At 69.3% G+C, this 26,820-nt stretch carries 24 protein-coding genes; 14 read left to right on the top strand and 10 right to left on the bottom strand.

The window, feature by feature from the left end; genetic code table 11:
* The first annotated feature begins 64 nt into the window (after window positions 1-64).
* The 7 genes from ABDZ81_RS05750 to ABDZ81_RS05720 all read left to right on the top strand — a co-directional run bounded on the left by ABDZ81_RS05750 (window position 65) and on the right by ABDZ81_RS05720 (window position 9,004).
* A complete protein-coding gene (locus ABDZ81_RS05750; RefSeq protein ID WP_343773373.1) occupies window positions 65-2,161 on the top strand; it encodes a hypothetical protein in 2,097 nt (698 codons plus the stop codon).
* Window positions 2,162-2,309: 148 nt separating this feature from the next.
* Window positions 2,310-2,738: a hypothetical protein gene (locus tag ABDZ81_RS05745; RefSeq protein WP_343772940.1), complete on the top strand. Its 429-nt coding sequence runs from the start codon at window positions 2,310-2,312 to the stop codon at window positions 2,736-2,738.
* Between the two features lie 105 nt (window positions 2,739-2,843).
* Window positions 2,844-3,968 carry a hydroxymethylbilane synthase gene (gene hemC / locus ABDZ81_RS05740; protein WP_343772939.1) on the top strand — a complete coding sequence of 375 codons (1,125 nt, stop codon included), beginning with the start codon at window positions 2,844-2,846 and terminating at the stop codon, window positions 3,966-3,968.
* The gene (gene cobA, locus ABDZ81_RS05735) at window positions 3,965-4,810 is read left to right on the top strand and encodes a uroporphyrinogen-III C-methyltransferase (protein ID WP_343772938.1); all 846 of its coding nucleotides are present in this window, start codon (window positions 3,965-3,967) and stop codon (window positions 4,808-4,810) included. Before hemC ends, cobA begins: the two co-directional genes overlap by 4 nt.
* A gap of 15 nt (window positions 4,811-4,825) precedes the next feature.
* On the top strand, window positions 4,826-5,581 hold the full coding sequence (locus ABDZ81_RS05730) for a uroporphyrinogen-III synthase (protein WP_343773372.1): 756 nt from the start codon (window positions 4,826-4,828) through the stop codon (window positions 5,579-5,581).
* 115 nt (window positions 5,582-5,696) lie between these two features.
* Window positions 5,697-7,157: a RecJ family nuclease gene (gene recJ, locus ABDZ81_RS05725; protein WP_343772937.1), complete on the top strand. Its 1,461-nt coding sequence runs from the start codon at window positions 5,697-5,699 to the stop codon at window positions 7,155-7,157.
* 86 nt (window positions 7,158-7,243) lie between these two features.
* Window positions 7,244-9,004: a histidine kinase N-terminal 7TM domain-containing protein gene (locus tag ABDZ81_RS05720; protein ID WP_343772936.1), complete on the top strand. Its 1,761-nt coding sequence runs from the start codon at window positions 7,244-7,246 to the stop codon at window positions 9,002-9,004.
* A 27-nt stretch (window positions 9,005-9,031) separates the two neighbouring features.
* On the opposite strand, the gene ABDZ81_RS05715 is transcribed toward ABDZ81_RS05720, so the two are convergent.
* On the bottom strand, window positions 9,032-9,811 hold the full coding sequence (locus ABDZ81_RS05715) for a PHP domain-containing protein (protein ID WP_343772935.1): 780 nt from the start codon (window positions 9,809-9,811) through the stop codon (window positions 9,032-9,034).
* A 271-nt stretch (window positions 9,812-10,082) separates the two neighbouring features.
* On the opposite strand from ABDZ81_RS05715, the gene ABDZ81_RS05710 reads away from it, so the two are divergent.
* The 5 genes from ABDZ81_RS05710 (at window position 10,083) to ABDZ81_RS05690 (ending at window position 15,984) form a co-directional block, all read left to right on the top strand.
* Complete coding sequence (locus ABDZ81_RS05710; protein ID WP_343772934.1) at window positions 10,083-11,825, top strand: excinuclease ABC subunit C; 1,743 nt, start codon at window positions 10,083-10,085, stop codon at window positions 11,823-11,825.
* Between the two features lie 130 nt (window positions 11,826-11,955).
* Window positions 11,956-13,605 (top strand): Na+/H+ antiporter NhaC family protein, encoded by a 1,650-nt coding sequence (locus tag ABDZ81_RS05705; protein ID WP_343772933.1) that lies wholly within the window; start codon window positions 11,956-11,958, stop codon window positions 13,603-13,605.
* 62 nt (window positions 13,606-13,667) lie between these two features.
* A complete protein-coding gene (locus tag ABDZ81_RS05700) occupies window positions 13,668-14,075 on the top strand; it encodes a hypothetical protein (RefSeq protein ID WP_343772932.1) in 408 nt (135 codons plus the stop codon).
* Window positions 14,076-14,112: 37 nt separating this feature from the next.
* Window positions 14,113-15,345, top strand: coding sequence for an SPFH domain-containing protein (locus tag ABDZ81_RS05695; protein WP_343772931.1), 1,233 nt, complete (start codon window positions 14,113-14,115; stop codon window positions 15,343-15,345).
* Window positions 15,346-15,432: 87 nt separating this feature from the next.
* Complete coding sequence (locus tag ABDZ81_RS05690) at window positions 15,433-15,984, top strand: hypothetical protein (protein WP_343772929.1); 552 nt, start codon at window positions 15,433-15,435, stop codon at window positions 15,982-15,984.
* A 7-nt stretch (window positions 15,985-15,991) separates the two neighbouring features.
* On the opposite strand, the gene ABDZ81_RS05685 is transcribed toward ABDZ81_RS05690, so the two are convergent.
* Together ABDZ81_RS05685 and ABDZ81_RS05680 are read right to left on the bottom strand one after the other, a co-directional pair.
* Window positions 15,992-16,501 (bottom strand): peroxiredoxin family protein, encoded by a 510-nt coding sequence (locus ABDZ81_RS05685; RefSeq protein WP_343772928.1) that lies wholly within the window; start codon window positions 16,499-16,501, stop codon window positions 15,992-15,994.
* Window positions 16,502-16,828, bottom strand: coding sequence for a glutathione S-transferase N-terminal domain-containing protein (locus ABDZ81_RS05680; protein ID WP_343772927.1), 327 nt, complete (start codon window positions 16,826-16,828; stop codon window positions 16,502-16,504).
* Between the two features lie 182 nt (window positions 16,829-17,010).
* Here ABDZ81_RS05680 and ABDZ81_RS05675 point away from each other — a divergent pair, with 182 nt between their 5' ends.
* A complete protein-coding gene (locus ABDZ81_RS05675; RefSeq protein WP_343772925.1) occupies window positions 17,011-18,423 on the top strand; it encodes a hemolysin family protein in 1,413 nt (470 codons plus the stop codon).
* 386 nt (window positions 18,424-18,809) lie between these two features.
* Here ABDZ81_RS05675 and ABDZ81_RS05670 read toward each other — a convergent pair whose 3' ends face one another.
* The 4 genes from ABDZ81_RS05670 to ABDZ81_RS05655 all read right to left on the bottom strand — a co-directional run bounded on the left by ABDZ81_RS05670 (window position 18,810) and on the right by ABDZ81_RS05655 (window position 22,423).
* Window positions 18,810-19,991 (bottom strand): inorganic phosphate transporter, encoded by a 1,182-nt coding sequence (locus ABDZ81_RS05670; RefSeq protein WP_343772924.1) that lies wholly within the window; start codon window positions 19,989-19,991, stop codon window positions 18,810-18,812.
* A 65-nt stretch (window positions 19,992-20,056) separates the two neighbouring features.
* A complete protein-coding gene (locus ABDZ81_RS05665) occupies window positions 20,057-21,160 on the bottom strand; it encodes an extracellular solute-binding protein (RefSeq protein WP_343772923.1) in 1,104 nt (367 codons plus the stop codon).
* 202 nt (window positions 21,161-21,362) lie between these two features.
* The gene (locus ABDZ81_RS05660; RefSeq protein WP_343772921.1) at window positions 21,363-22,076 is read right to left on the bottom strand and encodes a DUF5828 family protein; all 714 of its coding nucleotides are present in this window, start codon (window positions 22,074-22,076) and stop codon (window positions 21,363-21,365) included.
* A gap of 134 nt (window positions 22,077-22,210) precedes the next feature.
* Window positions 22,211-22,423, bottom strand: a complete 213-nt coding sequence (locus ABDZ81_RS05655) for a DUF8007 family protein (RefSeq protein WP_343772920.1) — start codon at window positions 22,421-22,423, stop codon at window positions 22,211-22,213.
* A 190-nt stretch (window positions 22,424-22,613) separates the two neighbouring features.
* On the opposite strand from ABDZ81_RS05655, the gene ABDZ81_RS05650 reads away from it, so the two are divergent.
* Window positions 22,614-23,216, top strand: a complete 603-nt coding sequence (locus ABDZ81_RS05650; RefSeq protein WP_343772919.1) for a DUF8052 family protein — start codon at window positions 22,614-22,616, stop codon at window positions 23,214-23,216.
* Window positions 23,217-23,262: 46 nt separating this feature from the next.
* On the opposite strand, the gene ABDZ81_RS05645 is transcribed toward ABDZ81_RS05650, so the two are convergent.
* From ABDZ81_RS05645 to ABDZ81_RS05635, 3 genes are all read right to left on the bottom strand, one after another.
* Complete coding sequence (locus ABDZ81_RS05645) at window positions 23,263-25,200, bottom strand: carbon starvation CstA family protein (RefSeq protein ID WP_343772918.1); 1,938 nt, start codon at window positions 25,198-25,200, stop codon at window positions 23,263-23,265.
* Between the two features lie 158 nt (window positions 25,201-25,358).
* Window positions 25,359-26,378 carry an ArsA family ATPase gene (locus ABDZ81_RS05640; protein WP_343772917.1) on the bottom strand — a complete coding sequence of 340 codons (1,020 nt, stop codon included), beginning with the start codon at window positions 26,376-26,378 and terminating at the stop codon, window positions 25,359-25,361.
* Window positions 26,378-26,674 (bottom strand): DUF7990 family protein, encoded by a 297-nt coding sequence (locus ABDZ81_RS05635; protein WP_343772916.1) that lies wholly within the window; start codon window positions 26,672-26,674, stop codon window positions 26,378-26,380. Before ABDZ81_RS05635 ends, ABDZ81_RS05640 begins: the two co-directional genes overlap by 1 nt.
* Between the last annotated feature and the right edge of the window lie 146 nt (window positions 26,675-26,820).

The raw sequence follows: 26,820 nt of genomic DNA, 5'->3' as shown, positions 1-26,820 counted from the left end.
GTCCACAGGACAACTATGACTCGCAAGACCGCCGCGAAACGACCAGTCTGTGGCGGCTGGTACCGTGACTGACGGCGATCCCGCGGCGGTCGACCGCCGAACCGTCCTCGGCGCGCTCGCGGGCGCCGGAACGGCGTCGCTGGCAGGCTGCTCGCTGTTCGAGGCCGACGAAGACGCCGCCACGGAAGCGCTCGCCGACGAGGAGGTTCGGGAGCTCGCCGAACGGTTCGCGCCGACGCTGTACTTCGACGAGCGCGAGCCCTGGTTCCCGACCGACCCGCGCCCCTACGAGCGCGAGCGCGACGGCGAGACGGTCGTCGACGGGTTCGACGCCCTCGACGAGTACACCCGACAGTACGAGGAGTCGGGCGAGCCGCCCGCTCCGACCGTGTTCTTCCGGGGCGTGGCCTACGAGGACTCGCCGCTGGCGGTGGTTCAGTTCTGGTTTTACTCGGCGTTCGACCAGTTCACGACGAACTTCCACTGGCACGACTGGGAGGTGTTACACGCGTTCGTCGACGTCTCGGAGTTCCGTACCGACGACGGCGGCACCCGGCCCGAATCCGCCGAACCGCAGCTGTTCGTCGCCAGCTCCCACTCCCGGTCGGTGCCGAACAACGAGTTCCTCGACCCCGAGCGGACCGTCCCGCGGATCCTCTCGGAACTGGGCTCCCATTCGAGCGCGCTGTCGATCAACGACGAGGCGGACCGGTTCCAGCGGCTCTCGAGCGACGCCAGCTTCGCCGACATCACCAACAGCGCCATCGAGGGACTCGGCGATCTCGCGGAGATTCCGGCGGCGTACGGCCTCCCGCGGGACGAAGGCGGGCGTCTCCCCTACGTCGTGCCGGAACTCGACGGCGCGCCGCTGTACGAGCACGACCGGCTTCCCCACGTCGAGCGGACGGACCTCGTCCCCGAGGACCTGACCGTGCGCTCGCTGGACGCGCTCTCCTCGCCGCCGCGGGAACTCCCCGACCGGGCGACGGGGCTGGTGTTCGAACACGCCGACCGGGACGGCGACCCGGACGTGGCGTACGACCTCGTCCCCGCGAGCGACGTCGAACACATCTCCGGGTTCAACGGCCCGCAGTTGAGCTTCGAGTTCGCCGTGCCCTCGTTCGTCGAGGACGCGTTCGCCAGTCACATCACAGCGACCGGCGCGCCCTGGGAGCAGTCCCGGTACGATAACCCGGCCGCGGACATCTCGGAGCCGAACCACCGCGCCGCGCTGGCCGACCGCTACGACGCGGTGGGCGCTCCCTCCACGGTCAACACCGTCGTCGCCGGAGTCACCGAGGCGGTCGCGTCGGACGACGCACCCGACGGCGAAGGGCTGACCACGCGGTTCTCGCCCGTCGAGACGATCGCGCTGCTGGAAAGCGATCCCGAGGCCGTCCCGACGTTCGGCGGCGTCGCCATGCTTCGAGACGTGCCGGCCGGCGACCACCGCCTGACGGTCAACGGCGCCGGCGTCGAACCCCACAGCGAACCCGTCTCCGTCGCCGACGAGGGCGGCGAGCCCACGGTCGCGGGCGCCGACGGCGAGATCCCGCTGGTCGCCCGCGAAAACTCGGTGCGGCTGGCCGTCGACGCCGACGGGACGGACGCCGACCTGACCGACCTCGCCGTCGAGGACGACTTCGCCGGTCGGCTGTACGACGCCGACCTCTCGGGCCCCGACTCGGTGTACGTCCACCGGGACGGCGCCTACACGACCGAGGTGCGGGACGCCGAGGGCGAAATCGGCGCCTTCCGGGTCACTCCCGCGTCGGAAGCGAGCGTTCGGGTCGACGAACCCGACACCGGGAAAGGATCGCTCGCCGCGTACGTCGCCGACGTCGCCGCCGAGACGCGGGACTCCGTGGCGGGCCACGACACCGACGACGCCTCCGGATCGGAGAACGCCGTCCGGGGACTCGCAAACGCTCTCGAGGCCGTCGCCGACGCCGCCGAACGCGCGGCCGCCCGAGCCGAGTCGGGCGAGGGGAAACGGGCCGACGCGTCGCTCGAAACCGTCGTCGCCAGACTCGAACGCGTTTCCGAGCGGCTCGCCGAAGCCCGCGGCGACCTGCCCGACGACCGCGAACGCGCGACCGACCGCCGCCTGGATCAGGCGCGCCAGCGGACCGATCAGGCCCGGTCGGCCGAGCGGCTCTGACGTTCGGGATCGAACAGCTACTTCTTCCGGAGATGTAGTCCCGGCCGAGCGATTTCGGCGTCCGGCGACTCGACGACGCTCGTTCTCATGGACGGCTTCACCCGGGTAACCACCGCATACTTAAGAACTACTTCGCGCATCTCGACACGTGTCCGACGCCACCGCCTCGCAGGCGTCTTCGATCGGCTCCGAGGAAGAGCAACTGGCGAGCGCCGGGAGCCGCTGGTGGTACCTCGTCGCGGCCGTCCCGGTGGTGTACACGCTCACGCTCGCGCTGGCGCCGATGTTCACTCTCTCGGTCGTGCTCGGCAGCCCGCTGCCGACGGCGGGCGTGTTCCTCTCGCCGAAGGTCACGATCCTGGTGCTGGGGACGCCCGCGCTGCTCGTGACGCTCGCGCTGCCGCTGGCGCTCCACCAGGACCTCCGGAGCCTGCCCACCGACTCGGCGGGAACCGACTGGTCCCCCGACCGCGAGACGTGGGTGCTGCTGGGCGCCGCGGGGCTGTTCGTCCCCGGCTACGCGCCGGTCGTCGCGAGCTACTACCTGTTCCGGCGGGTTCAGCAGGTCGGACTGTAGCGCGCCGCCCGAACGTCGCCCCGACTCTCGATCGACTGCACCGCCCCGACGCCGCGCGCTCGGCCAAAGAGTGTCCTTTTCACCGTGGCCCCCCGAGAGGCGCGTATGAGTACTCGCGGCCCGATACGCCTGGCGACGCGGAGTTCCGATCTGGCGCTCCGCCAGGCGGCGACGGTGAAGGCGGCCTTAGAGGACCGCCGCTACGACGTGGAACTGGTGGAGGTGGAGACGACCGGGGATCAGATCCAGGACGAGCTGATCCACCGCCTCGGCAAGACCGGCGCGTTCGTCCGGAGCCTCGACGAGAAGGTCATCGAGGGCGAGGTCGACGCCGCCGTCCACTCGATGAAGGACATGCCGACCGAACAGCCCGACGAGCTGATCGTCGCCGGCGTCCCCGAGCGGGCCGCGCCGGGCGACGCCCTGGTCACGCCCGACGGGGCGACGCTCGACGAGCTGCCCGACGGCGCCACGGTCGGCACCTCGAGCCTGCGCCGGCAGGCCCAACTGCTCGACAGCGATGCCGATCTGACGGTCGAGCCGCTCCGGGGTAACGTCGACACCCGGATCGAGAAGCTGCTCGCCCCCGGCCTGCAGGCCGAACACGAGGCCCGCACCGACGCCGAGAAGGAAAAGAAAGAGAACGTCGACAACGACGACTACGAGCACCCGTACGAGCGCGACGTCGAGACGTGGTTCTCGGAGCTCGACGAGATCGAGCGCCGGGCGCTCGAACGCGAGCCCGACGTCGAGTACGACGCCATCGTGCTCGCCGAGGCCGGTCTCGATCGCAGCGGCCTGGCCCACCGCGTCGATTACCGCCAGCTTCCGACCGAGCGGTTCGTCCCGGCGCCGGGCCAGGGCGCGCTCGCGGTGACGACCCTCGACGACGAGGCCGGCGAGGCGATCACGACGATTCTGGACAATCCCCGCACGCGCATCGAGACGACCGCCGAGCGGACGATCCTCGCCGAACTCGGCGGGGGCTGCGTCGCCCCGATCGGCGTCCACGCCGTGCTGCAGGGCGAGTACGTCCACGTCGACGTGCAGGTGTTCAGCCGCGACGGATCGGAGTCGGTCGCCGCGAGCCGCGACCTGCCGGCCGAGGATCACGTCTCGGCGGCCCGGTCGTTCGCCGCCGACCTCGCCGATCGGGGCGCCGACGAGCTGATCGCGCAGGCCCGGCGCGACGACGAGGAGGCCGAAGCCAAGCGAGAGGAGTCGGCATGAACGCTCGGGATCCTGACGCCGCCACCGAACCGGCCGACGGCAAGGTCTATCTGGTCGGCAGCGGTCCCGGCGACCCGGACCTGCTCACCGTGAAAGCCCGCCGGCTGCTCGACGAGGCGGACGTCGTGCTCCACGACAAGCTGCCGGGCCCGGACATCATCGGCCTAATTCCAGAGGAGAAACGGGAGGACGTCGGCAAGCGCGCCGGCGGCGGGCGCACCTCCCAGGAGTACACTAACGACCGGCTCGTCGAACTCGCGCGCGAAGGGAACACGGTCGTCCGGCTGAAGGGCGGCGACCCGTTCGTGTTCGGCCGCGGCGGCGAGGAGCTGGTCCACCTCGCCGAGCGGTCGGTCCCCGTCGAGGTCGTGCCGGGCGTCACCTCGCCGATCGCCGGCGCCGCAGTCGCGGGCATCCCCGCGACCCACCGCGACCACGCCTCCAGCGTCACGCTCGTGACCGGCCACGAGGACCCGACCAAGGCGGAGTCGGCGGTCGACTGGGACGCTCTGGCGGCGACCGGCGGCACGCTCGTCGTGCTGATGGGCGTCGGCAAACTGCCCGACTACACCGCCGCGCTGCGCGAGGCCGGGATGGACGCCGACACGCCCGTCGCGCTCGTCGAGCGGGCGACCTGGCCCGACCAGCGCGTCGCGACGGGCGACCTCGACACCATCGTCGACGTGCGCGACGAGGCCGGCATCGAGCCGCCCGCGATCACCGTGATCGGCGAGGTCGCCGCGACGCGCGAGCGCGTGCTGGAGTTTCTGGACAACGAGCCGGACGCCGACGCCGCCGACCGTCCCGACCGGGACGTCTTCGGCGCGCCGGAGGGGGAGTGAGCCGTGCCCCGCGAGATGACGGTGGCGGCGTTCCGCCCCGACGACGAACGCCTCGCCGACGCCGTCGAGCTGATCGAGTCGCTCGGCGCGACGCCGGTGCCCGACCCGATGCTGGCGGTCGAGCCGACCGGCGCCCGGCCTCGCTCCGACGCCGACTTCGTCGTGCTGACGAGCAAGACCGGCGTCGAACTGGCGGCCGGACTGCGCTCGGAGGATAGCGCCGAGCGCTGGGACCCCGGCGACGCGACGGTCTGCGCCATCGGCGAGCCAACGGCCGACGTGCTCCGCGAGGCCGGCTACGACGTCGACGTCGTCCCCGAGGAGTTCTCCTCGTCGGGCCTCGTCGACGCCCTCGAAGACGATGTCGACGGCGCCCGCGTCGAGGTCGCCCGGAGCGACCACGGTAGCGCGGTGCTGACCGACGGCTTAGCGGCGGCCGGCGCGTACGTCCACGAGACGATCCTCTACAGGCTCGTCCGACCGGAAGGAGCCGGCGAGTCGGCCGAACTGGCCGCCGACGGCGACCTCGACGCCGCGCTCTTCACCTCCTCGCTGACCGTCGAGCACTTCCTCGACGCCGCCGAGGAGCTGGGTGTCCGCGAGGCCGCGATCGAGGGGCTGGCGGCGGCGACCGTCGGCGTCATCGGCGATCCGACCCGCGAGACAGCCGAGTCGCTCGGGATCGACGTCGACGTCGTGCCCGAACGCGCCGACTTCGAGGCGCTGGCCTGCGAGACGATCGAGGACGGGGCGCCGACGTACACCGAGTGACGGAGCGTCGGTCCGTCTCCGGGACCGCTCCCGGCGACCGGGCGATACGTTTCGGCTCGCGGACGAGCCGATTCCGCAGGTTTATCCGGGATTCCGACGAACCTCGTAGCGACCGATGGACGCGCCGATCCCGGACCTCGCCGAGCGCGCCGACGCCTGCGCCCAGCGCCTGCGATCCGCCGACAGCGTCGTGCTGGCCTCCCACATCGACGCCGACGGCCTGACGAGCGCGGCGATCGCGGCCAGCGCCCTGGAGCGCGCCGGAATCCCCTTCCGGACGGTGTTCAGCAAGCAGCTCGACGCCGAGGAGATCGCCGGTATCGCCGAACTGGAGCCGGATACGGCGCTCTTTACGGACTTCGGTAGCGGCCAGCTCGACATTATCGCCGAGCACGAGGCCGCGGGCGATTTCACGCCGGTGATCGCGGACCACCACCAGCCCGCGACCGCGGACGACGCCGACGGCGAGGCTGCCGAGGGCGCCGACGCCGAAGCGCCCGAAACCGAGTTCCACCTCAACCCGCTGCTGTTCGGCATCAACGGCGCCTCCGAACTCTCCGGGGCGGGCGCGAGCTACGCCCTCGCGCGGGCGCTCGAACCCGAGGGCGGCGACAACCGCGATCTGGCCGCGCTGGCGGTCGTCGGCGCCGTCGGCGACATGCAGGCCAGCGGCGGCGAGCTCCACGGCGCAAACGAGCGCATCGTCGAGGAGGGCGTCGCCGCGGACGCCCTCGAGACCGGGACCGACCTCGCGATGTACGGCAAGCAGACCCGCCCGCTCCCCAAGCTGCTGGAGTACTCCAGCGACGTGAACATCCCCGGGATCTCGAACGACGAGAGCGGCGCGCTGCGCTTCCTCGACGAGCTCGATCTCGACCTGAAGTCCGACGGCGAGTGGCGCCGCTGGGTCGACTTGGACGAAGAGGAGCAAAGCGAGGTCAGCAACGCGCTCATACAGCACGCGATCCAGAAGGGGGTGCCGACCGACAAGATCGAGGGGCTCGCCGCGACGAGTTACACGCTGACCGACGAATCGGTCGGCACCGAACTGCGCGACGCCAGCGAGTTCTCCACCCTGTTGAACGCCACCGCCAGGTACGAGCGGGCCGACGTGGGGCTGGCGGTCTGTCTCGGCGACCGCGGGCCGGCGCTCGAACGCGCGCGCCAGCTGCTCCGGGACCACCGGCGCAACCTCTCGGAGGGGATTCAGTGGGTCGAGGAGGAAGGCGTCAACAGGGAAGAAAATCTCCAGTGGTTCCACGCCGAGGATCGGATCCGCGAGACGATCGTCGGCATCGTCGCGGGGATGGCCGTCGGCGCCGACGGCGTCGACCGCGGGCTGCCGATCGTCGCGTTCGCCGAGAAGTCGGAGGAAGAAGTGAAAGTCTCCTCGCGGGGGACCCACAGTCTGGTCCGGAAGGGGCTGGACCTCTCGCAAGTGATGGGCGAGGCCTCGCGCGCCGTCGGCGGCGACGGCGGCGGCCACGACGTGGCGGCGGGCGCGACCGTCCCCGCGGGAACCGAGGCGGAGTTCGTCGAGCGGGCCGACGATATCGTCGGCGAGCAGCTCTCCTGACTCGCCGACCGCCGTGTTCACCCCAGTTCGGGCCGAAACGGCAATGGAACTTATTATGAATAAACGCTAGGTACTGGTAGTACCGAATGAACGTCGTTTCGTCGTCGCTCCCGTGGCTGACGCTCGCAGCGTTCGCCTCGGGCGGCGGCGCGCTGGCGCTGATCAGCTACCTCTACCGGTACCGCGGCCAGCCCGGCGTGCGATGGTTCATCCTCGCGATGAGCGCCGTGACCGTCTTCTCGACGTCCTACGGCGTCGGACTGCTGGTGTTCGACCCGCTCGTTCGCGAGGCGATCGGAACCGTCACCTGGATCGCGCTCGCCTGGATGGGCGTGCCGTTTCTCGCGTTCGCGCTGGCGTACACCGGTCGGGGGAGCACGATCCGCTCGACGCCGTTCCGACTCCTGCTGGGCGTGCCGGTACTGATCACGGTGCTGGCCGCCGCCAATCCCGCGCTCGGACTGCTCTGGAGCGACTTCGACGTCGTCCGGGTGTTCGGCCACGCGGGCGCCGAGTACGCCCTCGAACCGCTGGCGTACGTCACCTTCACTATGGGGACGCTGTCGGCGGGGGTGGCGACGCTGCTCCTGTTCGAGACGGTGTTCAGCTACGGCCCGCTGTACCGCCGCGAGGCGGCCGCGGTCGCGCTGAGCGCCGTCCCGCCGGGGATCGCCGGATTCGTCTGGCTGTTCGGGCTCGGCCCCGTCCCGCAGTTCAACGCGATGGCGGTGGCGTTCCTGCCCCACGTCGCGCTGGACGCGTACGCCTTCGTCGGCAACAACATGTTCGACTCCCGGCCCGCGACGCGGCGGGCCGCCGAGCGCACCGCGATCGACGACATCGACAACCCGATCGTCGTGCTCGACGAGGGCGGGCTGGTCGTCCGGCTCAACGCCGCCGCCGAATCGCTGTTCGACTCGGACGACGCCGACGCTGTCGGCGCGCCCGTCGCCGACCTGATCGGCCGCTCGATCGATCTCGACGGCACGGACCAGGCCGTCACGATCCGTAGCGACGGCCGCCGCCGCGAGTACGCGGTGTCGACCTCGCCGCTCCGGGACTCGGCGGGGACGCGCGTCGGCTACACGCTCGTCCTGCAGGACATCACCGTCGAGCGCCAGCGCGAACAGCGCCTGCAGGTGCTCAACCGGACGCTCCGGCACAACCTGCGCAACGACCTGAACGTCGTCCACGGCTACCTGGAGCTGGCGGCCGAGCGGATCGACGACGAGGGGATCGAGTCGACGCTGGAGACCGCCGAGGAGACGACGACCGAGCTGATGGAGCTGGGGACGAAGGCACGCCGGTTCGAGCAGGCGGTGGCCAACGAGCGCCAGTCGGATCGCGAAACCGTCGTGCTCAGCGACCTGATCGAGGAGCTCGCGACCGAACCGTCGCTCGATCGGCACTCGATCGACGTCGACGTCCCGCGGTCGCTCGCGCTGGAAAGCGACGAGCGGCTCCTCAGGATCGTCCTCCGGAACCTCCTCGAAAGCTGCCTCGAGTACGCCGACGAGGCGCCGACGTTCGAGATTCGGACGAGCGGCCACCCGTCTTCGGAGTTCTCGCACGTCGAGGTCCGGATGCTGGGCGCGGCGATCCCCGACCACGAGATCGCCGTCGTGGAGGACGGCCAGGAGACCGCGCTCAACCACGGCAGCGGGATGGGACTGTGGTTCGTCAAGTGGGGCGTCTCCACGCTCGGCGGCGACGTCACCTTCGAGACCGACGAATCGGAGTCGACGATCACGCTACAGCTCCCGCGAGCCGACGAGGGCGCCGACCGCGCGAGCGTCGACGCCGCGTCGCGAGACGGGGACCTTCCCGACGCCGAGCACGCTGACTGACCGCACCGGGGCGACGTTCGTCCGGTCTCACCGCTCCAGCCCCGGCGGTGCCACCGGGTCGATGTCCCGATCATCGAGATAGGTTTCCAGAAACGCCGCCCGGTCGCCGATCTCGTTCGGTCGGTGGGCGTCGGTGCCGACCGTGACGCCGACGCCGCGCTCGCGCAGGGCGTCAAGAAACGGCTCGCTCGGGTGGACGATCGACGCCTCGCGCAGCGCCCGCCCGGCGTTGATCTCGGGGACGGTACGGGAGTCGGCCAGCGCCGCCGCGACCCGACGGTAGTGGTCCTCGGTCGCTCGCCCGCGCAGCGGCGGCGTCCGCTCGGGTAGATCGAGGTGGGCGGCGACGTCGAACAGCTCGGAGTCGACGAGAGCGACGAGGTTCTCGTAGTACCGGTCGACGACGCGGTCCAGTTTCGCCTCGCTCAGGTCGGCGAACGCAGAGGCCGACTGAACCGATCGGCCGTCGACGGCGTGGACGCTCCCGATCGAATACTGAAACTCGGCGTCGGTCAGAAACTCCTCGATCCGATCCTCGTCGCGCGGTTCGTAGTTCATTTCGACGGCGTCGTAGATCTCGACGTCCGCCTCCTCGCGGGCCTGATCGATCGCCCGCCGCCGCCGCTCGTACGTCTGGTCGAGCGTGAATCCGTAGCGGGCGCGCTCGTCTCGCGCCGCCTCGCGCTCCGTGACGACGCAGTGGTCGGCCAGGCCGATCCCCTCCAGCCCCGCCGCGGCGGCGGCGTCGACCATCGCCGGGAGAAAGGCGCCGTCGGAGTAGTTCGAGTGGAGGTGGAAGTCGCGCACGGGTGGAGTTGAGCCGCAGGGGCCGTAAACGGTTGGTCTCGACCGACGTTCGCTCGCCCGTCCCACCGTGCGTTTATGAGTGATGGCGCGACCAGACGCCCCGTGCCCTGACCGCTCGATGCGACGCCGGCCGAGGCGGGCGCGTGGCGCGCCGCGTCGCAACCTGAAGCTGCCACCTGTTCGCTATACCCGTTCGGTCGCAGAGCCGCTGCTCCGGCGGCGTCGCCCGCAGGCGTAGCCCTCAAACCTCCCGCCCGCCTAGCGCGCGCCGATGGACGCCGACGCGGTCCGCGAGCGCGCAGCCGATCTGCCTGCCGAGCCGGGCGTCTACCAGTTCCTCGACGGCGACCAGGTGCTGTACGTCGGGAAGGCGGTCGACCTCCGGTCGCGCGTGCGGTCGTACGCCGACCCGCGGAGCCGCCGGATCGCGCGGATGGTCGACCGCGCGCGGACGATCGACGTCGCGGTGACCGACACCGAGACGCAGGCGCTGTTGCTGGAGGCGAACATGATCAAGCGCCACCAGCCGCGGTACAACGTCCGGCTGAAGGACGACAAGTCCTACCCGCTGGTCCAGCTGACCGATCACGCCGTCCCGCGGATCGAGATCACGCGCGATCCCGACGAGGCGGCGACGGTGTACGGCCCCTACACGAACCGCGGCGAGGTCGAGACCGTCGTCAAGGCGCTCCGGGAGACCTACGGCGTGCGGGGCTGCTCGGACCACAAGTACTCCGGGCGCGACCGGCCCTGCCTGGACTACGAGGTCGGACTCTGTACCGCGCCCTGTACCGGCGAGATCTCCGAGGAGGCGTACGCCGAAGACGTCGAGTCGGTCCGCCGATTCTTCGAGGGCGAGACGGGCGTGCTCGCGACGCCGCTCCGCAGCGCGATGGAGCAAGCGTCGCAGGACCGGGAGTTCGAACGCGCCGCGAACCTCCGCGATCGCCTCGAAACCGTCGAGCGCTTCCACGGCGAGGGCGGCGCCGCGGTCAGCAGCGAGGATGATCGGGGCGAGCGCGCGGTCGACGTGCTCGGCGTCGCCGTCGAGGGCGAGGAGGCCACCGTCGCGCGACTCCACAGCGAGGGCGGCCAACTCGTCGATCGGGAACGGCACACCGTCGCGGCACCCGAGAGCGGTCCCGACCAGATCCCCCGCGTGCTCGCCGCGTTCGTCCCGCAGTACTACGCCGAGCGCACGCTGCCAGACGCCCTGCTCCTGCCCGAGCATCCCGACGACGAGGAGCTGGAAGCGTGGCTCGACGCCGAGGGCGTCGCGGTCCGCGTGCCGGGCGCCGGGCGCGAGGCCAAGCTGGTCGAACTCGCGCTGAAGAACGCCCGACGCTCGGGCGGGCGCCGCGACGAGGTCGGCGCGCTGGAAAGCGCGCTGGACCTCGACGCCGCCGACCGGATCGAGGGGTTCGACGTGAGCCACGCCCAGGGCAAGGCGGTCGTCGGCAGCGACGTCACCTTCGTCGACGGGACGCGCGAGAGCGCCGACTACCGCCGGAAGAAGCTCGACGAGCGAAACGACGACTACGGCAACATGCGAACCCTGATCGAGTGGCGCGCTCGTCGGGCGGTCGAAGGCCGGGGCGACCGACCCGATCCGGATCTCCTGCTGATCGACGGCGGCGAGGGCCAGCTCTCGGCGGCCCGGGACGCCCTCGACGAAGTCGGCTGGGACGTCCCCGCCGTCGCGCTCGCGAAAGACGAGGAGCTCGTGATCACGCCCGATCGGACCTACGACTGGCCCGACGACGCGCCCCAGCTCCACCTGCTCCAGCGCGTCCGCGACGAGGCGCATCGGTTCGCGGTGCAGTACCACCAGACCGTGCGGGACGACGTCTCGACGGCGCTCGACGACGTGCCGGGGATCGGTCCCGAGACCAGGAAGCGCCTCCTGCGCCGGTTCGGTAGCGTCGACGGCGTCCGCTCGGCGTCGCCCGACGAACTGGCGTCGGTCGACGGCGTCGGTCGGAAGACCGCGGCGACGCTCGACGAGCGACTGTGAGGGGATCGGCGGACTCCGGGAACGCCGGACGCACCGATTTATTCCGAATTGTTTGAATTCTCGCGTTGAATTTACGTTCTCGCGCTCGGTTCGGTGAGAACTTTACTCTCCGGAGAGGGTAGTGTAGCCTATGGCCACCGAGTTCGGCGCGGTATCGCTCGTCCCGCCGCTGCTGGCGATCGCGCTGGCGATCGTCACCCGGCGGGCGCTGCTGTCGCTGTTCGTCGGCGTCTGGATCGGCGGCGTGATCAACGTCGCGGGCGCCGGGATCGACGGTCCGGTCGACGTCCTGACGCTGCCGTTCGTCGGCGTCGTCGAGGCGTTCGACTGGATCGTCCCGGCGATCGGCGACAGCACGACCAACGCGGAGATCATCGTGTTCACGTTCCTGCTGGGCGCCGGCATCGCCCTGCTGTGGCGCCTCGGCGGCTCGCTGGCGGTCGGGCAGGCCGCCGCCGGCGTCGTCGACTCCCACCGCAAGGTCGGCGTGATGGCGTGGTTGCTCGGGATCGTCTGGTTCTTCGACGACTACGCCAACACCGCCATCGTCGGCAGCGCGATGAAAGACATCGCGGACACGATGAACATGTCCCGCGAGAAGCTGGCGTACGTCATCGACTCGACGGCGGCGCCGGTCGCGACGTTCGGCATCTCCAGCTGGACGGCGTTCCAGATCGGGCTGATCGAGGGCCAGTACGCCGAGATGGGGATCGCCGGCCAGACGCCCTCCGCGACGGTCACCTGGCTCTGGTCGATCCCGTTCAACGTCTACTGCCTGCTCGCGGTGTTGATGGTCGGGATCGTCGTCGTGACCCAGCGCGACTTCGGCGAGATGCTGGACGCCGAAACCCGGGCGCGCGAAACGGGCAAAGTCACGCGTGACGACGCCAACCCGCTCCAGAGCATGAAGGCGGATCTGGGCGAGCCGGTGACTGACGACCCGCGGCTCCGGACGTTCGTCGTTCCGGTGGTCGTCCTCGTCGCGGTCGTGGTCGGGAGCGCCGCTGTGACGGGCTACGCCCCCGGTCGGTCGGCGGTCGGCGTCGCCGAGAACGCCAACTTCACGGGCGCGCTCGTCTGGGGGTCGTTCGCGATGGTCGCGACTGCGATCGCGATGGGCGTCGGCGAGGGCGCGATGGACATCGACGAGGCGATGGAGACGGTGCTCGACGGGTTCGGCATCATGCTCCACGCGGTCAGCATCCTCGTACTCGCGTGGTCGATCGGCTCGGTCGCCGGCGCGCTGGGCACCGGCCGGTACGTCACGAACCTCGCGGAGGGCGTCGTGACGCCGACGTTGCTGCCGATCGTGATCCTCTACGCGTCGGCCTTCATCGCGTTCTCGATCGGCACCTCCTGGGGGACGATGAGCCTCGTCACGCCCGTCGCGGTGCCGATGGCCTGGGAGATCGGCGGCGGCGACCCCCAGATGGTCGCGGTGGCTATCGGCGCGCTGTTCAGCGGGGCGATCTTCGGCGACCACGTCTCGCCGATCTCCGACACGACGATCCTCTCCTCGACGTTCGCCGGATCGGACCACATCGACCACGTGCGCACCCAGATCTACTACGCGCTGACGGTGATCCTCGTCGCGACGGTCGTCTACCTCGCGTGGAGCCTCGTCGGGTCGACGTACGCGATGGCGATCCTGTTGCCCCTGGGCGTCGTCGCGCTGGCGGGCATCGTCTACGCGCTCTCGGAGTTCGACGCCGCCCGCAAGAACGTCCCGGCGAAGCCGTTCTCGGGGGAGTCGCGCGGTTCGGCACCCGGCGACGACTGAGTCGGAACGCCACCGGTCTGTCCGGGCCCGATTTTTTGCCGTTCCGCGTCCTACTTCCCGCTGTGACCTCGCCTCTCGCCGCTTCCTGGTCTCCGGAGGGCGCGCCCTCCCGGCGCGACGTCGCGCTCACGCTCCTGCTGATCGCGTGGGCGGTCTGGGGGATTTCGACGGCGGAGACGGTCGCCTGGGGCTGGCTGGGCGCGGGCGTCGTGACGTTCGCGATCGCGGCGGGACCGCTCGCCGTCACGCGGCTGGGCGACCGAGTCGGCGCGTGGTTCCGCGGAATCGGATACGCGGGCCGAACGGTCGTCATCGTCCTTTTTGCGGTGACGGTCTGGACCGCGATGTCGCTGCTGGATTCCCTGACGGTTCCGCTGAGTAGTTTCGCCTACGGCGGCGTCTTCGGCATCGCGATCGTCGTGGCCGTCGAACTGGGGCGGGCGCTGACGACGCAGGACTGGCCCCGGTAGTGCCAACCGTTAACCACGTACGCTCCTAACGTCAGGTATGTCACGTCCGGGGGGCGACGGCGTCGAGGGCAAACGGGGGATCAGGCCGCGCGCGGTGCTGGTCGGCTTCGCCGCGTTAGCGATCGGCGCGTGGGTCGCGCTGAACTTCCTGTCGACGTCGCCGCTGGCGGTCGTCGGCGCCCTGTTGCTGCTGCTCGCGGTCGTCACGGTCGCCAGCGCCGTCGAGATCGTCGGCGCCTACGAGAAGCGCGCGCTGACCGTGTTCGGCGAGTACCGGAAGCTGCTCGAACCCGGCATCAACTTCGTCCCGCCGTTCGTCTCGAAGACCCACGCTTACGACATGCGGACCCAGACGATCGACGTCCCGATGCAGGAGGCGATCACGCGGGACAACTCGCCGGTGCGAGCCGACGCCGTCGTCTACATCCGCGTGATGGACGCCCGGAAGGCGTACCTGGAGGTCGACGACTACGAGCGCGCGACCTCGAACCTCGCCCAGACGACGCTCCGGGCGGTGCTGGGCGACATGGAGCTCGACGAGACGCTCAAGGAGCGCTCGAAGATCAACCGCCGGATCAACACGGCGATCGACGAGGCGACCGACGAGTGGGGGATCCGCGTCGAGGCCGTCGAGGTGCGCGCGGTCACGCCCAGCCAGGGCGTCCAGAGCGCGATGGAACAGCAGACCGCCGCCGAGCGCCGGCGCCGCGCGATGATCCTCGAAGCGCAGGGTGAACGGCGCTCCGCCGTCGAGACCGCGGAGGGCGACAAGCAGTCGAACATCATCCGCGCGCAGGGCGAAAAGCAGAGCCAGATCCTCGAAGCGCAGGGCGACGCCGTCTCGACCGTGCTGCGCGCCAAGTCCGCCGAGTCGATGGGCGAGCGGGCCGTCCTCGACAAGGGGATGGAGACGCTGGCCGGCATCGGGCAGGGCGAGTCGACGACGTTCGTGCTGCCCCAGGAGCTGACCTCGATGCTGGGCCGCTACGGCAAGCATCTCTCGGGCGGCGACGTCACCGGCGACGGCGCGTCGCTCGACAGCCTCCAGATTGACGCCGAGACGCAGGAGCTGCTGGGGCTCGACGACATCCAGGCGATCCTCGGAGAGGTCGAGGATGTCGGCGGGATCGGCGAGGGCGAGGCGCCGCTGGGCGGCGAAGCGGGCGCCGAAATCGCTGGTGCCGGACGCACGCGGGAGGAAGCGTCGGACGGCTCTGACGCCGATTCCGGATCCGAGACGACGGAACTCGCCGAGGAGCGGGAGCGCTGACGCCACGCAGCGGCGTCGATCCGCTGGCTTTCCGACGCCGCTCGACGGGCGAGTACCTTTTTGCTGTCGCGACGAGTCGCCCCCGCCATGGACGAGTGGCGCGGGCGCGTCGACGAACTCCTCTACGCCGGCGAGTCGATCGAGGAGCGGGTCGAAATCGGCGACGCCGAAGTCGTGGTGACCACCCACCGCGTCCTCGCGCTGACTCCCTCGGGCGACGGCGAGCGCTACCGGGCGATCGACCGGCCGAACGTGCTGGGCGCGTCGATCGACGCCGACGGCGATCGGGGCCACGTCCTGACGGCCGGAAAGGCGGCGCTCGTCGCGGCGCTGCTGTTCGCGCTCGACGCCGCCGTCGATCTGGGCGGACTGCTCTCGATGCCGTCGTCCGGCGCGCCTCCCGGGGCTGCAGGGGCGCTGGAGGCCGTGACGAGTGCGCTCGCGCTGGTCGACCTCCTGTTGACGCTGGCGTGGGCGCTGCCGGCGGTCGTCGCGCTGGCGTTCTTAGTCCGATACATCGTCGGGCGACGCCCCGCGCTCAGGATCGAAATCGCAGGAACGGACGACGTGGTGATCCCCGCCGGCGAGAACCCGCCGCTCGAGCGGCTCGAACGCGCACTCGATTTCGACGAGTCGTGAGCGCGGCTCAGACGTCCTCGAGCGCGGCCTCGATCTCGTCGTAGTCGGGGAACTCCGGCCACTCCTCGCTGACCCAGGCGTACTCCACGGTGCGGTCCTCGTCGAGCAGGAACGCCGAGGGCCGGGGCTCGCTGATCCCGGTCATGCCGTCGAGCTCGTGGGCGATGCCGTACTCGACGGCGACGGTGTTTTTCGGATCGGAGAACAGGTCGTAGTCGATCTCGCGCTCCTCGATCAGGCGCTTGTGGGAGTACGGATCCGAGATCGAGCAGCCGACGATCTCGACGTCGTACTCGTCGTCCCACGCCCGGTCGCGGAGCTCGTTCCAGACGTACGTCGCCGGGAACGCGCCGTCCATCGTCGTGAACACCAGCAGAACGGGCCCCTCGTCGGTCAGGTCGGAGAGCGATCGATCCTCCCAGTACTCCTCGTTGACCAGCGGGCGCGTGAAGTCGGGCGCGACCTCGCCCTCCGCGACGTGGTCGGCCTCGCCGAGATCGACGACGTCGAACTCCATCTACTCGTCACCCCCGCTGGGATCGCCGCTGGCACCCGTCGCCCCGGCGGCGTCCGGCCGTTCGCTCCCCTCGGCGCCGTAGGTCTTCTCGAGGTAGTCGACGATGTTGGCGCTCTCCGACATCGTGACGCCGGTGCGCTCGTCGACGATCGCGGGCACCGAGCGCTTCCCGCTGACGCGCTTGACGACGTTGCGCTGCGAGTGCATCGGCTCGACGAACCGCGAGCTGTAGTCGAGTTCGAGCTCGTCCAGCGTGCGGGCGACCCGCTCGCAGAACGGGCACGCCTGCAGGCGGTAGAACGTGATCGGCTGGTCGGACTGGCTCATACCGTACAGTTGGGACGGCACGCGTGAAAGCGTTGGGCAGACGGCCGTCGTTGCCGGTCGCGTCGATCGAGCACGTGTGCGAGTGGACTCGCCGCTCGGCTGTCGCAGCCGCAGAACGGTGGGGTGTTCCGTGGGCTTCCCTCACAAGAGTTAATTCACCCGCCCGGCAAGTACCCGTGTCGATGGGTATACCTGTCTCGTGGTTGGCGCCGCTCGCCGCGGAAGTGCCGTTTGTCGGGATCGAACTGGCACAGTCGACGATCGCCGTGCTCGGCGTGGCGTGCATCGTCGTCCTGATCGGGCTCTCGGCGTTTTTCTCCTCTTCGGAGATCGCCATGTTCTCGCTGCCCGACTACCGCGTCGAGTCGCTGGCCGAGGAGGGCAAGCCCGGCGCCCTGACGCTTCAAGGGCTCAAGGAAGACCCTCACCGCTTGTTGGTGACGATCCTCGTCGGGAACAATCTCGTCAACATCGCGATGTCGTCGATCGCGACCGCGCTCGTCGGGATGTACCTCACGAGCGGCATCGTCGCGGTGCTCGTCTCGACGTTCGGGATCACGGCGCTGGTCTTGCTGTTCGGCGAGAGCGCGCCCAAGTCCTACGCGGTCGAGCACACCGAATCCTGGGCGCTGACGATCTCGCGCCCGCTGAAGCTCTCCGAGTACCTGCTGAAGCCGCTGGTGATCACGTTCGACTTCCTCACCCGGCAGGTCAACCGGCTGACCGGCGGCGGCAGCGCGATCGAGTCGGGCTACGTCACGCGCTCGGAGATCCAGGACATGATCGAGACCGGCGAGCGCGAGGGCGTCATCGAGGAGGACGAACGCGAGATGCTCCAGCGGATCTTCCGGTTTAACAAGTCCATCGCCAAGGAGGTGATGACGCCGCGGCTCGACATGACCGCGGTGCCCGCCGACGCCTCCGTCGAGGAGGCGCTCCAGACCTGCGTCCAGAGCGGGCACGCCCGCGTCCCCGTCTACGAGGGGAGCCTCGACAACGTGATCGGCGTCGTCCACATCCGCGACCTGGTTCGGGACACTAACTACGGCGAGGCCGACTCGCGGACGCTCGAGCTCGAGGACCTGATCAACCCCACGCTCCACGTCCCCGAGTCCAAGAACGTCGACGAGCTGCTCACCGAGATGCGCGAGGAGCGCATGCACATGGTGATCGTCATCGACGAGTTCGGCACCACCGAGGGGCTGATCACCATGGAGGACATGGTCGAGGAGATCGTCGGCGAGATCCTCGAAGGCGGCGAGGACGAGCCGATCGAGTACGTCGAGGACGGCGCCGTCGTCCAGGGCGAGGTCAACATCCACGAGGTCAACGAGGCCCTGGAGATCGACCTCCCGGAGGGCGAGGAGTTCGAGACCGTCGCCGGCTTCGTGTTCAACCGCGCTGGCCGACTGGTCGAGGCCGGCGAAGAGATCACCTACGACGGCACCCGAATCACCGTCGAGGAGGTCGAGAACACCCGCATCAAGAAGGCCCGGCTGGAACAGCTCGACGTGCCCGAAGAAGCGAAGGTCGAGTCCGACGACGACGACGTGGCCGTCGCCGACGAGGAGAACGGCACGTCGGTCGACAACTGAGGCGATCCGACCTTTTTGCCGGCTTCGACCGATGAGTAGCCGTGGGATAGCCCTCGCTCGTCGTCGCCGGCGTTCCGGTGCGAGAACTATCCACGGCAGCTCGGCCAGCGTTGAGATTGGGTATATGCGTCTGTCTGGTAATACTGGTGTACAATGAACAAAAGTTCACGAAAAAGATTAATAGCTGCCGGAACATTGTCGTATCCAGGTGAAACCAACGTGAGTATACAAAAAGAACGGTACAGCTGTAGCGAGTGCGAACGGACCGTCCACCCGGTATCGTACCGCGCGACCTGTCCGGATTGCGGCGGAGAACTCGACGACGGCGTCGCGCCGTGGCGCTCGTCGTAGCGGCAGTACCCTTCTACTTTCTTTGCGGCGCGCTCTCAGAACAGCAGCGAAACGCCGGTGTATCCCGCGTATCCGACGACGATCGCGCCGACGAGCGATGCGATCCACGCGAACACCGTGTACCCCATCTTGCTCGCGCTGACGCCGCCCCCGCCCGCGGCGTAGCCGCTGCCGATGATCGAACTGACGATGATCTCGTTGAAGGAGACGGGGATGCCGAAGAAGACGGCGGTCTGAGCGATCGCGAACGAGGGGATCAGCGCGGCGATCGACCGGCGCGGCCCCAGCGAGGAGTAGTCCTGCGCGATCGCCTTGATCATCCGCGGCGCGCCCGTCCAGGAGCCGACGAGCAGCCCGAGCCCGCCGCCGACCAGCGCGGCGGTCACCGGCACGCCCCGCGGTTCGACCAGCGGGAGCATCGGTCCGACGGCCAGTCCGACCTGACTCCCGCCCGCGGAGAACGCAACGAGTCCGCCCATCACGAGCAGGAACCGGCGCTGTCCGCGGTCGGCGTCGACGCGCAGGTCGCGATACAGCGCCAGTCCCGACAACGCGCCGAGCGCGAGCGTCGCGACGGCCTGCCCGGCGATCGGTGACAGCGGCAGCGGGCCGGCGATCGTCTGGGCGATCGTGGCGCCCTCGCCCGGCGGGCCGAGCACGACGAACTCGACGTTCGCGAGGATCACGCCGACCAGCCCGGCGAGCACCGGTACCGTCGCCTGCTCGTCCCACGAGTCGTTTCGCAGCGTCTTCGCCGTCACGTAGGCGATCCCCCCGCCGACGAACGGCGTCAGGATCCACAGCGCGCCGATCTCGCGGTACTTCGCCCACGCGGGATCGCCGCCCATCGCCAGCCCGACGCCGACGACCGCGCCGGTGACGGTGAAGGCCGTCGCGATGGGATAGCCGGTAAACACGCCGATCGCGACCAGCGTCGCCGCGATGATCAGCGCGAGCGTCGCCGCCGTAGGGGTCAGCGAGACGCCGCCGATCAGCTCTCGTCCGACCGCTTCGGAGACGTTCGCGCCCTGCAATACGGCGCCGAGAAAGCCCAGCAGTCCCACGAAGAAGCCGGCCCGCATCACCGAAATCGCGTTGGCGCCGACCGCCGGCGCGAACGGGGTCGACCCGCTGGAGCCGGCGCCGATCGCCCAGGCCATGAACATACTCGCCAGCCCCGCAACCAGAAGCGTCGCCAGCGTCGCGGCGTCGACCATCTATCGGCGTACTACCGCCGGCCCCTACAAGTGCCTACCGACCGAGCGCCGTGAGTTCGCCGGCGTCACTGCCGCCAGTTCGATCGGATCGTCGCGGCGGCTTCGTCGAACCGTGAGTCGATATCTGCGCTGTCCTGTAGTACCGCGTAGATTGCGTCCTCGACGGGCGCCCAGACCTCGTTCATCCGCCGGTGGCTCGGTATCGGGATCCCGCTCTCGTAGGAGCGTTTGAACCCGGCAACTTGTTCGCCGAGACTGTCGTCGCTGATCGAGTCGACTACCGGAACCGAGCCGTGGGCCCGTGCGTGCGCCAGCTGTCGCTCCCTGCTCGTCGAAATCCACTCGGCGTACTCCAGCGCCGCGTCGCGGCGCTCGGCGTCGTCGGCCATGCGGGCCGAGAAGTACCACATCGAGGTGCCCGTGTACGGCGCGGGCGCGTGGCCGTCGATGGCGGGTAACGGAGCGACGCCGACGTCGAGGCCGCTGTCCTCGAAGGCCCCGATCGCCCAGGGACCGTTGATCGCCAGCGGCGCGTTTTCGTTCCGGAACACGTCTCGCTGGGATTCGCGGTCCAGACCCAGTGCGACGTACGGCCAGATGCGGTCGCGGAGGAACTCCATCCCGCGCTTGGTCGCGTCGAGATCTACTCCGGTTTCTCCCTCGCCGTTTTCGTCGATTTGGAGGTAGTAACCGCCGAAGGCGTGCAGCCAGGCGCTGGCGAAGTAGGCGTCGATCGGGTGCGAGAGGCCGAACTTGCCCTGGGTGGGGTCGTTGTGCTCCTGCATGATCGACTCCATCTCGTCGAACGTCTCCGGGGGTTCATCGACCATGTCCTCGTTGTACAACAGCCCGACCGTCTGGCTGGCGACCGGCAGCCCGACGACGGCGTCGTCCGGGCCGACCGTGATCGCCTCGACCGCGGGCGAACTGAACTGATCGGCGGGATCGACCTTGAGGTCGTCGCTGGCGTCGTACAGGAAATCGCGCTCCCAGTGCCCGCCCGTCCAGTTCTGGGTCCAGCGGTACATCTCGGGGCCGTCACCGGCGGCCAACCTGGTCGTGACGGCGCTCCGGAGGTCGCCGTTTTCTTCGGTGACGATCTTCACGTCTTTCGCCTCGTTGTACATTTCGAGGCTCTCCTCGAACGTCTCGGTCCTTGACTCACTCATCGCGTGCCAGAGCATCGCGTCGCCGCGCCCCGGCGGCGGAGCGCAGCCGCATGTCGTTTTCACGCCACAGCCCGCCAGGACGCTCGTCGCTCCGGCGGCACTTAGTTTTCCGAGCAGATCCCGCCGGCTCGTTCGCATACCGAATGGTTCAGAGAAATGATGATAAAACTATCGGGAAGCATCGCGGAAGCGGTCGCCGGGGTCAGTTCGACGACGGCTTCGATCGACCGTCGGTCTCCTCCTCGGGCGGTTCGACGCCTTCCGCGGCCGCGGCGACGTCGGTGTCCTTCTCGGTGTCGACGTGCCAGCGGTCGATCTCGTCCTCGTACTCGGCGAGCCGGGAGGACACCTCCTCTTTGAGCTCGTCGTCGTTGACGTTGACCTCGAAGACGAACACCTCCTCGTCGCTGCGTGTCGAGCGCTGGAGGTTCGCGCTGATCAGCTCGTTGTCGAAGTAGTACGGCGCGAGCTGGGTCATCACGCGCTGGTAGACGGTGTTCTCCACGGACCGGAGCGCTTTGCGGCCCGCCGAGTCGGCCGCGCGGGCGACGTACTCGATCGACTCGCCCCACTTGTCGACCGCGCCGTTGGCGTCGTCCTCGTCGAGTTTCTCGTAGGACTCGCTGAGCTTCTCCCCCGCGGTGCGGATGTCCTCGTCGGGGTTCTTGCCGGCCTGTTCGCCTTTTCCCTCCTTGACGCTGGCCTGGTCGGCCGTTTTCTCGCTGACGTCCTCTTCGATGCGCTCGTGGGATTTGGGTCGCCACTCGTCCCACTCGGCGAACGCGTCCGGGTAGCTCGGCTCGCCCGCGGACTCGTTGGCGTCGACGTCGCGCAGCGCCCGGGTGATCCGCTCGCCGTGTTCGACGACATCGCCCCACGCCCCGCGGATCTTGAACCCGGAGATGCTCTCTTCCATGCCGTTGAGTAGCCGCTAAGGACACGGGCGGTTAAACGCTTTGCCCCCGGTGCGTAGGGACCGCCCGCTCGCCGTGCCGACGTGGTTTGGTTCCGGCGGTCGAACGCCACTGTCGACTCGCCATCACCGCGCCGTCACCGCCCGTACGTCAGCCGGGTCGCGAGCTCGTCGAGGCGTCGTTTGAGCCGGCCGGCGGCGACCTGGAGTCGCATCGCCGCGCGGGCATCGCGCTCGTCGACCTCGATGCGCTCGTCACCGAACGGGTCGCGCTCGCCGTCCCCGTCGCTCGCGTCGACGGCCGAGCTGATGCCACAGCGGCCGCAGGCTTCCGTCCGTTTCTCCCCCATGCTGTGTGTGACTATGGACCGCAATCTGGTAAAGTTTTCAGCGCCGCCGAGCGCCGACCAGAACTCGCCCCGTTTTCTCGGCCGAGTTTCGGCGTCTCGACGCCGGTCATCCCGATACGCGGGGGCGTCGCGTTTCGCGCCGGGAGACGCCGCTGTCAGCTATATATGGTGGTTCGATCACAGTTTACACATGGCGCCCTCCGCCGTCGAACGCCCGCCGCCGACGACCGACTCGCCGCCCGAGTGGGACGACGAGTACCTCGACGACGCCGCCGACCGGCTCGCGCACAACTACGATCTGGCGCGCGACGTGACGATCCGGGACGAGCCGTTCGAGCTGTACGGCCGGATGGACATGGAGAGCCGGAAGCACTTCCTGCATCCCTCGATCTCGTTCGCCCAGCACGAGGTCCACGAGCACCTGTTCGTCCGCCGGGTCGACGCGCTGTACGTCGCCGAACTGGAGCATCTCGTCGACTTCTGTCACGATCTGGCCGACGACTGGATCGAGCCCGACGAGGAACACTACGGAACCGAGTTCACCGTCGTCCTCGTTCCGCCGGTGCTCACCGACGACGTTCGATCGTTCGTCGAGGACTTTCGCGACCGGACGCTCATCAAGTTCGGTTACCACGGCCACTACGAGATCAACCTCGTCGTCACGGCGCCTTCGGACGAGGAACTCGTCGCCAGCGAGAACGCGGACGTTCGGTCGGCGTTCGCGACGTGGGAGTCGATCGAGCGCGCCGAGCCGGGGCTGCTCGATCTGCTCAAGCGACGGCTACAGCTGTAGTTGGTCGCCGGCGAAAAAACGGCGTCCGGCGTGGGGACGCCGACGGTCAGTCGTCGCTTCCTTCGGACTCGCTTCGCTCGTCCGAACTTCCGATAGACTCGCGTTGCTCGTCTATCGACGTTCGAGATCCGAAGGATCTCTCACCTTCGCCTGGCTCGCCGCCGTCGGCCGCTGCCACTTCCCCGCCCGTCCGGACGCGCTGGATGTTGCTGTACCCCATCCTGACCAGCGACAGCGCCAATCCCACGAGCACGAACGCGATGACGATCTGCAGGGACGTCCCGACCAGATCGAGCACGGTCGCGTCGGCCATCCAGGAGCTATCGAGCAGCTTCACCGCGATGTTCTGGTACAGCGCCAGCCAGAGCAAGCCCAGCACCGTGATCGACGCCATCACCACCATCGGGACGCCGGTGCTGACCAGCTGCTTGGTCTCGTCCCAGTTGGCGAGCCAGACCGTCGCGGTCAGCAGCGCGAGCGCGGCCAGCAGCTGGTTGGCGCCGCCGAACAGCGGCCAGAGGTCCTCCCATCGACCGCTGGTGACCAGCACGTACGCGAGCACGACCTGGACGCCGGTGCTGAAGTAGCGGTTCGCGGCGACCGACTGGGTCGTCGTCTCGGGCGTCTCGACGATCTCTTCGAGCATATACCGGCCCAGCCGCGCCGCGGTGTCGGTGCTGGTCAGCAGGAAGCTCACCAGCACCAGCGCCATGAAGGGCGCGCCGTACGACGCCGGGATGCCGAAGCTCGTGAAGATGACGCCCCCGCCGGTCGCGAAGTTCGGCAGCGCGAGGCCGATGCCGCCCGACGCGGCCACGTCGGCGACCAGCACCACCGTACAGAGCGCGACCGTCGCGAGCAGCCCCTCGCCGAGCATCCCGCCGTAGCCGATCAGGCGCGCGTCGGTCTCCTTGTCGAGCTGCTTCGCCGTCGTTCCCGAGGAGACCAGCGAGTGGAACCCGCTGATCGTCCCGCAGGCGATCGTGATAAACAGCAGCGGGAACAGCGGCATCAGCGCGAAACTGGCGACGTCGCTCCCCCAGAACCCGTAGTACGCCTGCGTGTTGATCGTCAGCGGCTCGGCCGCGGTGCCAAAGACCGTGCCGACGATGATCGCCAGCAGCGCGCCGCCGACCCCGGCGTACAGCAGGAACGACGAGAGGTAGTCGCGGGGCTGGAGCAGCGTCCACACCGGCAACACGGCGGCGACGAACGCGTACAGCAGCACGACGACGATCCACGCCGCGATGTTCGGGTTGAACAGCTCGGCGCCGGGCAGCCACGCGCCGCTGCTCGCGAACAGCACGATCGTGCCGGCGGGGTAGCTCGCGTCGCCCACCGCCGGGAACAGCGCCAGCGGGTACTGCACGCCGACCCAGACGCCGGCGAACACCGCGGCGACGAACGCGACCGTCCCCGGAATAAAGGGCAGGTCGAGCTGGTACAGGTAGACGCCGAAGGCGAGCGCCAGCCCGATGTAGATGATGCTCGCGGTCGCCGCTTGCGGATAGGCGTCGAGCACGATGCCGACGACCAAGGCGAACACCGCGACCACGAGGATGATCGTCAGGAACGCGAACCACAGCAGCCGATTCTTCCCGCGCTCGCCGAGGTACGAGCCGATGATCGACCCGATCGACTTGCCCTCGTGGCGGATCGACCCCGACAGCGACATGAAGTCGTGGACGGCGCCCATCAGCGGGTTGCCGATCGCGACCCACAGCACGGCCGGCACCCACCCCCAGACCAGCGCCGCCGTGATCGGGCCGACGATCGGCGCGCCGCCCGCGATGCTCGAATAGTGGTGCCCCAACAGGACCGGCTTCTTCGACGGCACGTACTCCTGTCCGTCCTCGTACTCGTGGGCCGGCGTCGTCCGCTCCTCGTCGAGATCGACGAAGTTCGCCAGGTACCGGGAGTACCCCAGATACCCCGCGCTGAACATCGCCAGCACGCCGAGCACGAGCCAGATCACCTGGACCATCCGTTCTCCCCCTATGTTATCATTATCAATACTGATAATAAACCTTGGTGCCGGATACCACGGGGGACGTAGCGATTCGATCGGGGCGGCGTCGGGACGCGATCGCGCGCCCGGCGACGCCGCGGACGCCGCCGCGCTTCGGCGTCCCGCGGCGCCGACTACCCCGACCGCGCGTCCGACGCCGCCGCGGCCGCCGCGTCGACGTCGAGCGCATCGGCGACGGCGTCGAGGTGCTCGCCCCGGATTTCCTCGACTCGCGACTCGATCGTCGCGACGACCGGCGCGTCGAACGTCGACCGGATCGTCGCGAGCCGCTCGCGCTCGGTCTCGCGGCGGGCCCGCAGGTACCGCGCGCCGCGGCCGTCTTCGTGATCGTCCGGCGCGGGCGTGAGCCGGTTGACGACCAGTCCGCGGACGCCCAGATCGTGCTCGGCGAGGTCCGCGATCGCCCGCTCGGTCTCCCGAATCGACAGCTCGTCGGGGTTCAGCACGAAGAAGAAGGCGGCGTCCTCGCGGAGCACGCGCCCGGCGAACTCGAAGTTCTCCTTGCGCTCGCGCAGGCGGGCCACGATCGGGTCCTCGTCGACGCTCGTGGCCTGTCGCTCGCCGATCGCTGCCTTCTCGTAGAGGTCGATGCTCTCGGTTCGCTTGCGGACCAGTCGGTCGATCCACGACTCCAGCAGCTCGGGCAGCGAGAGCAGTCGCAGCGTCCCGCCGGTCGGCGAGGTGTCGAACACGACCCGGTCGTACTCCTCGCGTGAGCGCATCACGTCGACGAACCGGTCGAACAGCGCGGCCTCGTGGGCGCCGGGCGTCCGGTGGGCCAGCTCGATCTGCCGGTCGATCTCGTTGACGATCGCCGGGCTCACCTGATCGGACAGCGAGCGCCTGATCCGGTTCATGTGGGCCTCGACCTCGGCGTCTGGGTCGATCTCCATCGCCCACAGATTCTCGCGGCCGTCGACCGGGCGGGGATCGTCGCCCAGCGGCTGGTCGAACACGTCGGCGGTGCTGTGGGCCGGATCCGTCGAGACCAGCAGGGTGTCGAGCCCGGCCGCCGCACAGCGCGTCGCGTAGGCGCTCGACACCGTCGTCTTACCGACGCCGCCCTTCCCGCCGAAGAACACAAAGCGATCCTCGGCGTCCGGCCGGTCGTTTGCGGTCGAATCGCCCGCCATCAGAAGTGGTACTGCTGGCCCTTGCGTTCGAGCACCGACGAGCGGTCCCACATCCGGCGCTCCCACTGCTCGAACTCCTCGGCGAGGTAGGGCAGCAGCTCCGCGGTGTAGTACGACGCCGGGCTCGGGACGCCGAAGGCGTCGGCGAAGCAGGCCAGCAGGAACTCGTCCTCCCGATCCTCGGCTTCCTTCTCGATCAGCTCGTACGCCGGGTGCTCGATCATGCCGTGGTAGAGCCCGTGGAGCACCTCCCGGAGGTACTCGCGGTAGGCGGCGATCCGATCGGCGAGGCTCATACGATACGTGAGGTCCGATCGGCAGTTAAACGGGAGGTGTGTGCAACCGCACCGCACGGTGTCGTCTGTCGCATCGGCGTCGAGACGGCGGCGTCGTGACCTCGTCGCCGAGGCGTCGCGATGCCGACGAGGGGCTTTTCTCCGAC

It is taken from the genome of Natronoarchaeum mannanilyticum (assembly GCF_039522665.1).
GTDB classification, from domain to species: domain Archaea; phylum Halobacteriota; class Halobacteria; order Halobacteriales; family Natronoarchaeaceae; genus Natronoarchaeum; species Natronoarchaeum mannanilyticum.
This window is presented reverse-complemented; position numbering and strand designations above follow the sequence as displayed.

Coding starts and splice junctions, on each gene's coding strand:
- ABDZ81_RS05635 (WP_343772916.1), bottom strand. CDS start 26,674: ATGAGCCTCGCCGATCGGATCGCCGCCTACCGCGAGTACCTCCGGGAG.
- ABDZ81_RS05670 (WP_343772924.1), bottom strand. CDS start 19,991: ATGGTCGACGCCGCGACGCTGGCGACGCTTCTGGTTGCGGGGCTGGCG.
- ABDZ81_RS05695 (WP_343772931.1), top strand. CDS start 14,113: ATGTCACGTCCGGGGGGCGACGGCGTCGAGGGCAAACGGGGGATCAGG.
- ABDZ81_RS05685 (WP_343772928.1), bottom strand. CDS start 16,501: ATGGAGTTCGACGTCGTCGATCTCGGCGAGGCCGACCACGTCGCGGAG.
- ABDZ81_RS05690 (WP_343772929.1), top strand. CDS start 15,433: ATGGACGAGTGGCGCGGGCGCGTCGACGAACTCCTCTACGCCGGCGAG.
- hemC (WP_343772939.1), top strand. CDS start 2,844: ATGAGTACTCGCGGCCCGATACGCCTGGCGACGCGGAGTTCCGATCTG.
- recJ (WP_343772937.1), top strand. CDS start 5,697: ATGGACGCGCCGATCCCGGACCTCGCCGAGCGCGCCGACGCCTGCGCC.
- ABDZ81_RS05645 (WP_343772918.1), bottom strand. CDS start 25,200: ATGGTCCAGGTGATCTGGCTCGTGCTCGGCGTGCTGGCGATGTTCAGC.
- cobA (WP_343772938.1), top strand. CDS start 3,965: ATGAACGCTCGGGATCCTGACGCCGCCACCGAACCGGCCGACGGCAAG.
- ABDZ81_RS05710 (WP_343772934.1), top strand. CDS start 10,083: ATGGACGCCGACGCGGTCCGCGAGCGCGCAGCCGATCTGCCTGCCGAG.
- ABDZ81_RS05660 (WP_343772921.1), bottom strand. CDS start 22,076: ATGGAAGAGAGCATCTCCGGGTTCAAGATCCGCGGGGCGTGGGGCGAT.
- ABDZ81_RS05650 (WP_343772919.1), top strand. CDS start 22,614: ATGGCGCCCTCCGCCGTCGAACGCCCGCCGCCGACGACCGACTCGCCG.
- ABDZ81_RS05655 (WP_343772920.1), bottom strand. CDS start 22,423: ATGGGGGAGAAACGGACGGAAGCCTGCGGCCGCTGTGGCATCAGCTCG.
- ABDZ81_RS05680 (WP_343772927.1), bottom strand. CDS start 16,828: ATGAGCCAGTCCGACCAGCCGATCACGTTCTACCGCCTGCAGGCGTGC.
- ABDZ81_RS05675 (WP_343772925.1), top strand. CDS start 17,011: ATGGGTATACCTGTCTCGTGGTTGGCGCCGCTCGCCGCGGAAGTGCCG.
- ABDZ81_RS05720 (WP_343772936.1), top strand. CDS start 7,244: ATGAACGTCGTTTCGTCGTCGCTCCCGTGGCTGACGCTCGCAGCGTTC.
- ABDZ81_RS05665 (WP_343772923.1), bottom strand. CDS start 21,160: ATGAGTGAGTCAAGGACCGAGACGTTCGAGGAGAGCCTCGAAATGTAC.
- ABDZ81_RS05640 (WP_343772917.1), bottom strand. CDS start 26,378: ATGGCGGGCGATTCGACCGCAAACGACCGGCCGGACGCCGAGGATCGC.
- ABDZ81_RS05705 (WP_343772933.1), top strand. CDS start 11,956: ATGGCCACCGAGTTCGGCGCGGTATCGCTCGTCCCGCCGCTGCTGGCG.
- ABDZ81_RS05730 (WP_343773372.1), top strand. CDS start 4,826: ATGACGGTGGCGGCGTTCCGCCCCGACGACGAACGCCTCGCCGACGCC.